The 13,554-nt window shown below is 61.8% G+C and carries 9 protein-coding genes and 1 riboswitch; of the genes, 7 read left to right on the forward strand and 2 right to left on the reverse strand.

What is annotated here, in order from left to right:
- Window positions 1-77: 77 nt before the first annotated feature.
- A complete protein-coding gene (gene ilvC, locus ACVOLR_RS08885; protein WP_481516359.1) occupies window positions 78-1,052 on the reverse strand; it encodes a ketol-acid reductoisomerase in 975 nt (324 codons plus the stop codon).
- Between the two features lie 641 nt (window positions 1,053-1,693).
- On the opposite strand from ilvC, the gene ACVOLR_RS08890 reads away from it, so the two are divergent.
- The gene (locus ACVOLR_RS08890; protein ID WP_481536130.1) at window positions 1,694-2,521 is read left to right on the forward strand and encodes an AfsR/SARP family transcriptional regulator; all 828 of its coding nucleotides are present in this window, start codon (window positions 1,694-1,696) and stop codon (window positions 2,519-2,521) included.
- A 272-nt stretch (window positions 2,522-2,793) separates the two neighbouring features.
- Window positions 2,794-4,497, forward strand: a complete 1,704-nt coding sequence (gene ggt, locus ACVOLR_RS08895; protein WP_481536131.1) for a gamma-glutamyltransferase — start codon at window positions 2,794-2,796, stop codon at window positions 4,495-4,497.
- Between the two features lie 112 nt (window positions 4,498-4,609).
- Here ggt and ACVOLR_RS08900 read toward each other — a convergent pair whose 3' ends face one another.
- Entirely contained in the window at window positions 4,610-6,190 is a 1,581-nt protein-coding gene (locus ACVOLR_RS08900) for a BCCT family transporter (protein ID WP_481536132.1), read from the reverse strand.
- Window positions 6,191-6,460: 270 nt separating this feature from the next.
- Window positions 6,461-6,562: riboswitch (TPP riboswitch) on the forward strand.
- A gap of 115 nt (window positions 6,563-6,677) precedes the next feature.
- On the opposite strand from ACVOLR_RS08900, the gene thiC reads away from it, so the two are divergent.
- The 5 genes from thiC (at window position 6,678) to ACVOLR_RS08925 (ending at window position 13,540) form a co-directional block, all read left to right on the forward strand.
- The gene (gene thiC / locus ACVOLR_RS08905) at window positions 6,678-8,552 is read left to right on the forward strand and encodes a phosphomethylpyrimidine synthase ThiC (RefSeq protein ID WP_481536133.1); all 1,875 of its coding nucleotides are present in this window, start codon (window positions 6,678-6,680) and stop codon (window positions 8,550-8,552) included.
- A gap of 139 nt (window positions 8,553-8,691) precedes the next feature.
- A complete protein-coding gene (locus ACVOLR_RS08910; protein ID WP_481536134.1) occupies window positions 8,692-9,249 on the forward strand; it encodes a DUF4136 domain-containing protein in 558 nt (185 codons plus the stop codon).
- Window positions 9,250-9,305: 56 nt separating this feature from the next.
- The gene (locus ACVOLR_RS08915) at window positions 9,306-9,989 is read left to right on the forward strand and encodes an ion channel (RefSeq protein WP_481536135.1); all 684 of its coding nucleotides are present in this window, start codon (window positions 9,306-9,308) and stop codon (window positions 9,987-9,989) included.
- A gap of 247 nt (window positions 9,990-10,236) precedes the next feature.
- On the forward strand, window positions 10,237-12,504 hold the full coding sequence (locus ACVOLR_RS08920; RefSeq protein WP_481536136.1) for a winged helix-turn-helix domain-containing protein: 2,268 nt from the start codon (window positions 10,237-10,239) through the stop codon (window positions 12,502-12,504).
- Between the two features lie 133 nt (window positions 12,505-12,637).
- The gene (locus ACVOLR_RS08925) at window positions 12,638-13,540 is read left to right on the forward strand and encodes a helix-turn-helix transcriptional regulator (protein ID WP_481536137.1); all 903 of its coding nucleotides are present in this window, start codon (window positions 12,638-12,640) and stop codon (window positions 13,538-13,540) included.
- Window positions 13,541-13,554 lie beyond the last annotated feature (14 nt).

Genomic DNA, 13,554 nt, shown 5'->3' on the forward strand with positions numbered 1-13,554 from the left:
CCGTAGCGTGCATGCCCCGTGGCCCGCGCTTGGCGCGGGACACGGGATGTTGCGCTGGACGATTCGCCGGCACGTTCTTACGCCGTCTGACCTTGCAGCCAAACCATCTTGGCGCGCAGTTCCTTGCCAACCTTTTCGATCGGGTGTTCCTTGTCGGCCTGCTGGAACTTCTTGTAGTTCGGCAGACCGGCTTCGTACTCGGCTTCCCAGTTCTTGGTGAAGGTGCCGTTCTGGATGTCGGTCAACACGTCCTTCATGCGTGCCTTCACCGAGGCATCGATGACGCGCGGGCCGCTGACGAAATCGCCGTACTGCGCGGTCTCGGAGATGAACTCCAGCATGCGGGTGATGCCGCCTTCGTAGAACAGGTCGACGATCAGCTTCAGTTCGTGCAGCACTTCGTAGTAAGCGATTTCCGGCTGGTAACCGGCTTCCACCAGCGTTTCGAAGCCGGCCTGCACCAGCGAGGAAGCACCGCCGCACAGCACGGCCTGCTCGCCGAACAGATCGGTTTCGGTCTCTTCCTTGAAGGTGGTCTTGATGATGTTGGCGCGGGCGCCGCCCAGGCCAGCCGCATAGGCCAGTGCGAACTGCTCGGCCTTGCCGCTCTTGTCCTGGTAGACCGCGTAGATGCACGGTACGCCGCGGCCGATTTCGTACTCGCGACGCACCAGTGCGCCCGGGCCCTTGGGTGCGACCAGCACCACGTCCAGGTCGGCGCGCGGCTCGATCATGCCGAAATGCACGTTCAGGCCGTGCGCGAACAGCAGGCAGGCGCCCTGCTTCATGTTCGGGGCCAGTACCTCGTTGTACAGCTTCTTCTGCACCATGTCCGGGGTCAGCACGGCGACCAGGTCGGCGTCCTTGACCGCTTCGGCCGGGCTCTTGACGGTGAAGCCATCGGCCTGGGCCTTGACCTCGGTGGGGCCGCCGGCGCGCAGGCCGACAACCACGTCGAAGCCGGATTCACGCAGGTTCATGGCATGGGCGCGGCCCTGGCTGCCGTAACCGACGACGGCGATTTTGATCTGGGGCAGTTCGTTGGTGCTCATGGTGCTTGGTTTCCTTGCAATGAAGAGAGTCAGGCAGAAATAAAAACGGCCGTTGCGTCAGGACGCAGCGGCCGGGGCGGGCGGGGCAGGCACCATGCAGGTCGCAGCGCTGCGGCAGGCGGCGTTGGCGGTGTGTTTGTTGGAGGTGTCTGGGGTCGGATACATGGTTTCAGATGAAATAGAAGCTGGAAACGAAAAACCCCGCGCCGGGGCCGGTGCGGGGTCTTTGTTCGAATCTGGCATTTTCTGCTACGCGCCAGCTCGCCCCGCCCCTGTAGGTTCGGTAATAAGTACGAGTACAAGCAGCGACGCCGCGGCGTGAGCCGGGGTCGAAAGCGTGTTGGCGGTGGTGTTGTGGCGTTGCAGCATTCGTCGAGATAACCACCGTAGGTAGGTGCGTGTCAACGCTTGCAGGTGTGATTTTCTGGATTCGGTGCGTAAGCCCCGCCGTGGCGGCATGGTTGCGGCTGAAACCTACATGTTCAATCAACGGCTGAGGCTGGATTGCGCGGATTCGGGCCAATCCGGAAGCTTGGATTGGCGCGGGAGAAAAATATTGCCCGGTGGTGATTGGATCGCGCCGCTTTTGCCGGTTTAGGAAGTAAGAGGCTCTTTTCTGGGCCTGCCGGAGGATGGAAGCCATGATGCAGTTAACAGGACAGGACATCACGTGTGCAGGCGTGCACCGCTGTGACGGACCCAGCGGCGAGCTGACGCCAGGTCTGGTGCAGCTGATGGGCCAGGGGGTTGGCCTACCTGCACCGCTGATCTATCGGAAGGGGTGGGCCCTGCTCGGCTACCTGGCGATCGAGTCCAACCGCATGCATTCGCGGACGGCGCTGGCGGCGTTGTTGTGGCCAAACCTGGGTGAGACCAGCGCCCTGACCAACCTGCGTCAGGTGCTGAGCAACCTCAATCGCTTCTGCAGCCTGGCATTGGGGGAGCGCAGGCTGCGCATCGAGCGCTCGGCGGTTGGTCTGATGCGTGGCAGTGAGCCACTGTTCGATGTCGATCTGCTGCAGCAGATGCCGTGTGAGTCGATTCACCTGATGGCCGAGCAGCGGGTGTTCCTGGATGGAATGGAGGATATTGCCGATTCCAACTTCCAAAGCTGGCTGGCCAGCACCCGGCAATTGCTGGACGCGCAGCTGCTTGATGCGGCGGCGCGCTGCTGCGATGAAATGCTGGATGCAGCGCGTTGGGAGCCTGCCGTACAGCTGGCCAGTGCCTTGAGTCAGCTTGATCCCTGGAACGAGGCACATACCCGGCGGGTGATGCGCGCCCATGCCGGCACTGGCATGCGTGCTGCGGCGCTCACTGTCTACCAGCGATTCGAATCGGTACTGCGGCAGGAGCTGGGTCTGGATCCAGGCCAGGAGACGCGCGGCCTGCTGGAGCAGATCAGTAGCGCGCCCAGCGGCGGACACGAGGCAGCTGGCTTGATGGGATTGGCGTCTGCGCGGATGTAGGGCTGGGTTGCCAGTGGTGATCTGCGGGCCTGCTGTTTGTCTGTGGGAGCGGCGTGAGCCGCGAAGCTGAGCTTGCTCAAACCGCTTCATCTGAAGATGTCTATGCATCGCGGCTGACGCCGCTCCCACAAAGACTGTCCGATGCCTGTGGTCCAGCTTGGCTGGTTCGAGCACTTGGATGACGGGGAGTGCAGCACGAGGCGCACGCGCAAGACGTGCGTCGTTGCGGTGGCTGGGCTATCGTCCAGCCATTCCCTTGTTGGTTGCCCGCCATGCTGCGTACCGCGTTGTTGCTTGCTCTATCTACTGTGCCGGTAACGGCGTTTGCCGCAGACCGTATCACCGGGCATGAATTTGCCACCCGCTCGGAAGTCATCGCGCCGCATGCAATGGCGGCCACGTCGCAGCCGCTGGCCACACAGATCGCACTCGACGTGATGAAGGGCGGCGGTTCTGCGATGGACGCGGCTATCGCCGCAAATGCTGCGCTGGGCTTGATGGAACCTACCGGCAACGGCATTGGCGGCGACCTGTTCGCGATTGTCTGGGACCCGAAGACGCAAAAGCTCCATGGCTACAACGGCTCGGGCCGTTCGCCGCGCTCGCTGACGCTGGCGGAGTTGCAGCGGCGCGGTTTGAAGGAAATTCCAGCAACCGGACCACTGCCGGTGTCGGTACCCGGCGCGGTGGATGGCTGGTTCGCGTTGCACGAGCGCTTCGGTCGCAAGCCAATGGCGGAGAATCTGGCGCCGGCAATTGCCTATGCGCGCGCAGGGCATCCGGTATCGGAGGTCATCGCCTACTACTGGGATCGCTCGGTGCCCAAGCTGTCGCAGTATCCAGGCTTCAAGGAGCAATTCACCATCGATGGGCACGCGCCGCGCAAGGGGCAGATGTGGCGTAATCCGAATCTCGCAAACACCTTGCAGCAGATTGCCGACGGCGGCCGCGACGCATTCTACAAAGGCGACATCGCCCGCAGCATTGGTGACTACTTCAAGGCCAATGGCGGCTATCTGAGCTACGAGGACATGGCCGCTCACCAAGGCGAGTGGGTCGATCCGGTCAGCAGCAATTACCGTGGCTATGACGTGTGGGAGCTGCCGCCGAATAGCCAGGGTATCGCCGCGCTGCAGATCCTCAATGTGCTGGAAGGCTACGATTTCTCGAAGATTCCCTTTGGCTCGGCAGAACATATCCATTTGTTCGTCGAGGCCAAGAAACTGGCCTTCGCCGATCGCGCACGCTTCTACGCGGACCCTGCATTCTCGCCTGCGCCGGTACAGCGGCTGATCTCCAAAGAGTACGCCGCACAGCGGCGTGCGCTGATCTCGATGGACAAGGCCTTGAAGGAAGTGCAGCCGGGCACGCCCAGGCAGTTGGAGCAGGGCGACACCATCTACATGACCGTGGCTGATGCCGACGGCATGATGGTGTCACTGATCCAGTCCAATTATCGCGGCATGGGCAGCGGCATGGCGCCGCCGGGGCTGGGCTTCATCCTGCAGGACCGCGGCGAGATGTTCGTGCTGCAGAAAGATCACCCCAACGGTTATGCACCGGGCAAGCGGCCGTTCCAGACCATCATCCCGGCCTTCATCACCAAGGACGGCAAGCCGTTCGCCAGCTTTGGTGTGATGGGCGGCGCGATGCAGCCGCAAGGCCATGCGCAGATCGTGATGAACCTGGTCGATTTCGGCATGAACCTGCAGGAGGCCGGCGACGCACCGCGGATCCAGCATGAAGGCTCCACCGAGCCGACCGGGCAGGCCACGGCGATGAGTGACGGCGGCGAGGTCAATCTTGAAACCGGCTTTGCCTATGAGACGGTGCGCAGCCTGATGCGCAAGGGCCACCGCGTGGTGTTTGCCGACGGTCCTTATGGTGGTTATCAGGCGATCATGCGTGATCCGGAGAGCGGCGTTTACTATGGCGCTTCGGAAAGCCGCAAGGATGGGCAGGCTGCGGGTTATTAAGGCTCGTTGCTGAGCAAGCGGTGCTGTAACTGCGCCCATCCGTCGGCCAGAGCCAAAGGGGAGGGCGCTTTGAACTTGAGTGCAACTCCGGGACGCCGCCGATTGTCTGTAGTCAGGGGTCGGCGTTGGTGTCTGCTTCTGCGGCCATGCGTGCTTCTTCCTGCGCTGCCTGCTCGCGTTCGATCCACGCCTCCATCATGTGTCGCGCGCGCTGTGCGAGCCGACGTTGGCGGTTGTGCTCGGCGTCCAGTACCCGGTACAGCGAAATCATCACCAGCACCATCAACAACGCGAATGGCAATGCTGCAATGGTGATCATGCCCTGCAGTGCTTCAAGACCGCCTGCCAGCAGCAGCACCGCAGCGATCAGTGCAATGGCAATGCCCCATACCAGCTTGCGCGACAACGGAGGATCGCCGGCGTCATCGGTGGACATGCTGGCCAGCACCAGTACCGCAGAATCGGCGGAGGTGACGAAGAAGATGACCAGTAGTACCAGCGCCAAGCCCGACAGCAGCAACGAGGCCGGCATGCTGTCGAACAGCGTGAACAATACCGTTTCATAGCCATTGCCCAGCGCCTGGACCAGATCGGCCTGACCAAACAGCTGCGCCCACAGCGCGGTGCCGCCAAACACCGAGAACCACAGGAAACCGAGCAGGGTTGGCGCCAGTACCACCCCGACCACGAACTCGCGGACGCTGCGGCCGCGCGACACCCGCGCAATGAACGCGCCCACGAACGGCGCCCAGGCGATCCACCAGGCCCAGTAGAAGATGGTCCAGTCCGCGACCCAGGTGCTACCCGAGAAGGGCGACATGCGCAGGCTCATTGTCACCAGCTGGTTGAGGTAGGAGCCCAGCGTGGTGGTAAAGGTATCGAAAATAAAGCCGGTGGGGCCGAGCACCAGCACTGCGGCCAGCAGCAACGCCGCCAACGCCAGATTGAAGTTGGACAACCACTTGATGCCACGGTCCACGCCGCTGGTGGTGGAGATCATGTAGAGCACGAAGGCGATGGCGATGACGGTCATCTGCAGTGGCACGCCTGCGCTCACGCCGAACACCCGTTGCATGCCGGCGGCGATCTGGATGGTGCCGAACCCCAGCGTGGTGGCGACACCGATGGCAGTGGCTACCACGGCGGCAATGTTCACCAGCTTGCCGACCCAGCCACGATGATGGCGGCCGATGACCGGTTGCAACATGTCGCTGATCAGACCCCGGCCATTGCGGTTGTACTGGAACCAGGCCATTGCCAACCCGATCAGCGCATAGATCGCCCACGGGTGCAGGCCCCAATGAAAGAATGAGTAGCGCATCGCGGCACGGGCGGCATCCATGCTTTGCGGCGTCAGGCCTTCCGGCGGGGTGACGAAATGCGATACAGGCTCGGCCGCCCCCCAGAACACCAGGCCGATGCCCATGCCAGCGGCGAACAGCATCGACAGCCAGCTTGCACGGGAAAAGTCCGGCTCGGCGTCTTCGCCACCGATGCGCAGGCTGCCGAAGCGCCCGAACGCCAGATACAGCAGGAACGACAGCGTCAAAAACACGATCAGCAGGTACATCCAGCCGGCCCCGCGCACAACCTGGGTCAGCGCGGCCTGCACCACGTCGTTGAAGGGGCCTGGCGCGAGGCCAGCAATCAGCACCAGCAGCGCGACCAGTGCGATGGAGACACGAAACACCATGGAGGAGCTTCTCCGATCAAATAAGCGATTGAGGGGAGCGAGCCAGAGCTTGCAGGACAACCGGCGTGCACGATGGCAACGGGCCGGGAAAGGGGGAGCGGCAAGCGCCGCAAGGCAGTCATTGGGAACCAGCCGCAGCAGCATGCTACTGAATGGCACGTCACGATTACGTTAGTGAGCTGTGAGGTCATGTGCTTGACGGCTGTACCCGCAGCTAGCCAATCCTCGTTCCCGCCGGGTTGGCATTCTCGTCGATTGCAGGTCTAATGACGCCCGAAGCGGGGGTACCGCGGCCACTGGGCCACGGTTGAGACATACCCTTCGAACCTGATCCGGCTCATACCGGCGTAGGGAAGCTTCGTGTGCCGCCAGTCGATGTGCCCGCAATGGGCCAGGACCGGCTGGCGTACGCCTTCGCTTCGTTCCGTCATGCGAATCCCTCGCGTGGCCTTCGCACTTCGCGTGTGGATAGACAGGACGAATGCCAATGAACGCACAGCCCAGCCTGCAGCAACAGGCCCAGCAACTCTCCGAGTCGGTGACCCGGCCGATACCCGGTTCGCGCAAGATCTTCGTCGGGGGCTCGCGCCCGGACCTGCAGGTGCCGATGCGTGAGATCGCGCTGACCCGCACACCAACCCTGTTTGGCGGCGAAGAGAATCATCCGGTCACCGTGTATGACACCTCCGGCCCGTATACGGACCCACAGGCCAATATCGATCTGGCAGTTGGGCTGGCGGCGGTGCGCAGCGCCTGGATCGAGGAACGCGGCGATACCGAGCAGTTGGCCGGGCTCAGTTCAGAGTTCGGTCGTGGTCGCCAGCACGATGCCAGACTCGATGCCGTGCGTTTCCCCGGCCGCACGCTGCCCCGGCGTGCCATCGGCACTGCCAATGTCACCCAGATGCACTATGCGCGCCGTGGCATCGTTACCCCTGAGATGGAATACGTCGCCATCCGCGAGAACCAGCGACTGGACGCGGTGCGTGATGCCGGTCTGCTTGCGCAGCATCCGGGGCAGAGCTTTGGTGCCAACATCCAACAGATCATCACGCCGGAGTTCGTACGCGATGAAATTGCGCGTGGCCGTGCGGTGTTGCCGAACAACATCAACCATCCCGAGTGCGAGCCGATGATCATCGGCCGCAACTTCCTCACCAAGATCAACGCCAACATCGGCAACAGCGCGGTGTCGTCGGGTATCGCCGAGGAAGTGGAGAAGCTGGTGTGGGCGATCCGCTGGGGCGGCGATACGGTGATGGATCTGTCTACCGGCAAACATATCCATGAGACGCGCGAATGGATCGTGCGTAACTCGCCGGTGCCGATTGGCACCGTGCCGATCTACCAGGCGCTGGAGAAAGTCGATGGTCGCGCTGAAGCGCTGACCTGGGAGATCTTCCGCGACACCTTGATCGAGCAGGCCGAGCAGGGCGTGGACTATTTCACCATCCATGCCGGCGTGCTGCTGCGGCATGTGCCGCTGACGGCAAAGCGCGTTACCGGCATCGTCTCGCGCGGTGGCTCGATCATGGCCAAGTGGTGCTTGGCACATCACAAGGAGAACTTCCTTTACACACACTTCGAAGATATCTGCCAGATCATGAAGGCGTATGACGTCTCCTTCAGTCTCGGTGACGGCCTGCGCCCGGGCTGCATTGCCGATGCCAATGACGCGGCGCAGTTCGGTGAACTGGAAGCGTTGGGCGAGCTGACCAAGATTGCGTGGAAGCACGATGTGCAGACCATCATCGAAGGCCCCGGCCATGTGCCGATGCAGCTGATCAAACAGAACATGGACAAGCAGCTGCAGGAGTGCGGTGAAGCACCGTTCTATACGTTGGGGCCACTGACTACCGATATCGCGCCGGGTTACGACCACATCACCAGTGCGATCGGTGCGGCGATGATCGGCTGGTATGGCACGGCGATGCTTTGCTATGTGACGCCGAAGGAACACCTGGGTCTGCCCAACCGGCAGGACGTGCGCGACGGCATCATGGCTTACAAGATCGCCGCGCATGCCGCCGATCTGGCAAAGGGCCATCCGGGCGCACAGGTCCGTGACAACGCCTTGAGCAAGGCGCGCTTCGAGTTTCGTTGGGAAGATCAGTTCAACCTCGGTCTGGATCCGGAGAAGGCCAAGGAATTCCATGATGAGACGCTGCCGAAGGACGCGCACAAGTTGGCCCACTTCTGCTCGATGTGCGGCCCGCATTTCTGCTCGATGAAGATCACCCAGGATGTGCGTGAGTACGCTGCCGAGCAGGGGGTGGATGAGGCGCAGGCGCTGGTGACCGGGATGGCCGAGAAATCGGCGCAGTTCCGCGAGCAGGGCGCGCAGGTCTACCGGGTCGAATAAGCCGGTGAGTCGGGGCCGGGCATCCACGCGGGTGCCCCGGCCGCTGATTGACGCCAGCACGGGTACGGACGTGTTAGCGTGCAGCCGTCCACACCAGGGGTAGATCATGAAACTTCGCTTTGTTTCTCTGCTTTTCGTCTTGTCCACGCTGCTCCTGCTGGGCGCCTGCGCCAGCACCCCGCGCGTCGCCAGCCAGGCAGATCCTACTGCCGATTTTTCGAGCTACCGCAGCTTCGCGTTCTTCAGCCCGCTGGCGCTTGAGCAGCACGGCTATACCACCATCACCAGCAACCGCATCCGCGCGGCGGTGCGCGCGCAGATGGAGTCACGCGGTTACCGTTTCGATGAAGCCAATCCGGACCTGTGGGTGAACCTCAACGCCTATATGCAGGACAAGACCCAGGTCACCACGATGCCGGAAGTGGATTACGACTATTACTACAGCTATCGCGCCCGCGGTTATGTTGCCGTGCCGTACTGGCGCGACCGCACTGATGTACGTCAGTACACGGAAGGCACCTTGAACGTGGACGTGGTGGATGTGCGGAAGAAGCAACTGGTTTGGGAAGGCGTTGCGGTCGGCACAGTCGGACGGCTGAAGCCGGAACAGCGTGGCGAGCGGATCGATGCGGCGGTGGCAGCGATCTTTGCCACCTATCCGTATCGCGCCGGGATGGCAGCTAGCCCGACCCCCTGAGCTCCGCGCCTGCGGGCTTTGGATCAACTACACCGCTCGGCACTGGCAATGAAAGGATGCGTATGCACTCGCGCTTGAGGTGGATCGTGATGGCGCGCAGGCACCCGTCGGCATGGTTGCTGGCGGTGCAGCTGCTCGGTGTACTGCTCTACCCTGCGATGGAACACATGCCGGCCGGACGCGCGCTGTTCGGCGCGTTCGGCATGCTGGTGCTGGGTTTGGCGGTATGGGTGGTGCGGCGTAGCCCGCTGCTGTTGTGGCTGGCGTTGACGCTGGCGATCCCGGCGGTGGTGTTCTCGGTCGCCGGTGCATTGTTGGGGCGCCATTCGCTGATCGCGGTAGCGCAGGCATTCGAGAGCCTGCTGTATTTCTATACCTCATGTAGCTTGATTGCCTACATGCTGCAGGACCACAAGGTGACCCGCGATGAGCTGTTTGCCGCCGGCGCCACTTTTACCTTGCTGGCTTGGGCATTCGCGTTTGCCTATTCAGTATGCCAACACGTCTATCCAGGCAGTTTTGTCGCCACCAGCGAGGGTGATTTCAGGAGCTGGGTCGAGTTGCTTTATCTCAGCTTCAGCTTGTTGTCAGGGGTAGGCCTGAGTGACGTGGTTCCTGTGCATCCACAGGCACGTGCGTTGGTGATGCTGGAGCAGTTTGCAGGCGTTATGTACGTTGCGTTGGTGGTTTCACGGCTGGTTGGCCTGACCATCTACAAGGCAGAAAAAACTGAACGCTAGATAAAAAAAACGCGCCAGAAGGCGCGAATCATGTAGCTGATTATGTAATTTCGTCGGCGAGAGAGAGCCTGATGTCGTCCACGTTTGGCACGTGGGGAACTTCGTTAGAGTAATATCTGTTCCAGATAAAACATTTGCTCTGTGCGTTGATGCCTTTTGCGGAATTTGGCGGCTTGTAAGGGTTTGGACCCGGAAAGCTGGACACAGGATTGGTGTCCGCCAGCGATTTTGAAAGACCGCGATGGCAATGAACCCCACCGAAAAACCAAGCTCTGACCGACTGCGCGTCGGTGAGTGTCTGGTGGTGCTTTCCTCTCGTGAGGTGCATCTGCCAGGGACACGCAAGATCCAGCGGCTCACACCCAAATCGGTGGGGGTGTTGTTGGCGCTTGCGCGCAGGCCGGGGCAGGTGGTGACACGCGACGAGCTGTTTGCCGAGGTCTGGCCGGACACCATGCCGACCAATGACGTGCTGACCCAGGCGGTAACCCAGCTGCGCAAGACGTTTGCCGCAAGCGAGGCCGGTGAGGGTGCACCTTATATAGAAACCATCGCCAAGACAGGATATCGACTGCTTGCCGCGGTGGTTTGGGAGTCGAGTCCGGAAACTGCGATTGTTGATGCGCTCGAGAGCGCTGACGCGGCAGTCGCTGATCCAGCGTCTGCGGACACGCGCGAATCAGCACGCTACAAACGTCGCAAGGTGCGTCGTTATGGCCTGCTGGTAATCGGCATTGCCTTGTTGCTCAGCACGCTGGTGATGGCATGGTTGCTGTGGGGGCGTGGTACGCCTTCGCAGGCGGATGCTACGGTTGTCGAGGGCAATCGGGTGGTGGGCAGTCCTGCGCGCCCGTATCGGCTGATTACCGCTAGCGAAGACGTTGAGGTCAATCCTTCACTCTCACCCGATGGTGCGTTGGTTGTGTTCGCGCGCGAGAAGGACAACAGCTCCAGCTTGTGGATACAGAGTGTAAGCAACGCGACCGCCACGCCGCTGCTGGTGACGCCCGCCGGGGCCTCGGACCGCTTCCCGGTGTGGTCACCAAATGGCCGCAATATCGCCTTTGCGCGCTTCCTCGCGCAGGGCGACTGCGAGGTGCTGGTAGTGTCGGCGACCGGTAACGGCTTGCGCCGCGCCACGCGTTGCGACGGTGCCGACATGCTCAGCTTTGACTGGGCGCCGGACGGTGCGAGTCTGTTGTTTGGTTCCATGACCGGCCGTTATGCGAGCCGCGGCATCCGCAGTCTGGACCTGGCCTCAGGACGCTGGTCATCGTTGCAGTACGAGATGGGGGCCGACGATTTCGACTATGCGCCGCGCTATTCGGCGGACGGGAAAAAAATCGGTTTCGTGCGCAATCCCCAGGTGGGCGACATGTGGGTGATGGATGCCGATGGCAGCAATGCGCAGCGCTTGACCGACGAGGCCGCCGAAATCAGAGGTTGGAGTTGGTTGGGCTCGGATGAAATGGTGTTCGGCCGCCGTATCGACAGCGAAGCGCGCCTGTATCGCTTGGATGTGGCGACGCGCGCCTTGCGTGACATGGGAATTGACAACGCACAGAGCCCCGCGGTGTCGCGTGGTGGTGGCAACCTGGCGTTCATGCGCAGCCAGCCGCAGTACGGCTTGTTCCGCATCCCGCTGGGAGCCGATCCAGGCACGTCGCAGCGACTGTTTGGGTCTTCGGCGCGTGATGGCCAGCCAATGGTCTCGCCAGATGGTGCGCAGTTGGCTTTCACCTCCGACCGTTCCGGTGCGTTTGCACTGTGGTGGGCACGCCTGAATGAACCTGCGTCTCTGCAGATGATCGAAGGGGTACGCCCTGAGGCGCGGCAGCCCATGGACTGGTCTGCCGATGGGCGGCGCCTGTTGGTGACCGGGCGTGATGCTGATGGTTCACCGGGTATTTATGAGGTGGCGCCTGAGGAAGGTCACTGGGTGAAGTTGGCGGTGCCTGTACGTGAGCCGCTGCAGGCGGTGTATGGGCCTGCCACTGATACGTTGCTGGTGGTTGAGCGCGGTGATGATGAGCGGATGGCATTGACCTTGTTTGATCGCAGTCAGCAGCCGTGGAAACGCTTGGCATCATTGGAGGGCGTGTCGCAGGTGCGTTACGACAATGCAGGACAGCGGGTGTTGTTCACGCGTTTAGCCAGTGGCGGGCTTTGGCAGGTGGCACCGGACTTGAGCCAGGACAGTGTGAAGGCCGTGCACGCTGAGCTGCCAACTCGCTGGCGGTACCGCGCTTGGGCCGTGGCTGCCAGCGGCGCCGTGGAATACCTGGACATCAGCCGGGATTGCAGTAGCCGGCTCACTGCAATCGCCGCTGATGGCAGCAGCCAGTGTCTGGATAAGAGCCGTTTCAGTGCGAGCAACGGCCTGAGCCTGGCGCCGGATGGAAGGGCGGTTTTCATTGCCTTGGCCGCCGCTGACAATACCGATATCGGGATGATGCGCATTCCGCAACGTGCGCCGCGACGGGTGATGGGCTTGGCTAAGTGGTTGTCGCCGTAGGATATAGTGGCTTCGGAAATATTTCGTAGTCCTTATCGGGAAGAATTCGCAGCATTCTCAGCGGACTTTCCTGACCATCGTCGCCAAAGTTGGCAAAACGTTCGCTCAATAAAAGCAAACGATGGTGTGCGACATGCGGCAGGTTTCGTGGGTGGATCGTGGTCAGTCGGTTTCGTTCGAAAAACCAGTAGAGGATGGCCCGCGGCCAGCCTGTGTCGGTGTGGCGCGGCTGGGCAGCCTGCAGACCTCGGGCACGGTATTCACGGTATGGCTGCAGCTGCGTGGCACCGCATGGGTTGAATCCAAGGAAGGCAAGTTCCGCTTGCGCCAGCGCGAGTGGATTGCCTTTGAAAAAGAATCGCGTCCGCTGATCCAGGCTGGTCGTGATGGCATGTGCATTGGCATCAGTCTGGATGCCGATGCATTGCGCATGCTCGGAACCTTGGCCGATTGCAGTGTCTATACCGGGCGCGGCCGCATGAGTCTGGGCGAAGCGCGCTTGGCGCTGCGCCTATGGCGTGAGGCGCAGGCATCCGGTGCGACCATCCATCAGCTGCGCCCCTTGCTGTTGCATCTTGCCTCGCTGCAGCGCGACCTAGCTGGCACCGTGCAGCGTTGCCCGGGGCGTTCGCGCATCCGCAAGCGTCAGGTATTTGGCCGTATGCAGCGTGCACGCATGTATCTGGAAGGCAACAGCCATCGCGTCGTACGCATTGGTGAACTGGCCGAACTGACCAACTTCTCCAGCTGGTACCTGTCCAAGACCTTCCAGAGCCTGTATGAAGAGAGTCCCCAGTCCTTGTCGGCGCGGTTGCGACTGGAACGTGCAGCGATGCTGTTGCGTGATACCGACATGATGATCGGTGAAGTGGCCTCTGCCAGCGGTTTTGATAACTGCTGCAGCTTTGCACGTGCGTTTCGTGCACGTTTTGGCGCATCGGCCACCCAGTACCGTGAGATGCCGGAAGCCTTGAAGCCAGACTCGGCAAAGCTTAAGGATGGCTCGCGCAAAACCAAGGTGGCACTACGAACGTAACGTTCAGGGGTGTT

The organism is Stenotrophomonas sp. STEN030 (assembly GCF_056759995.1).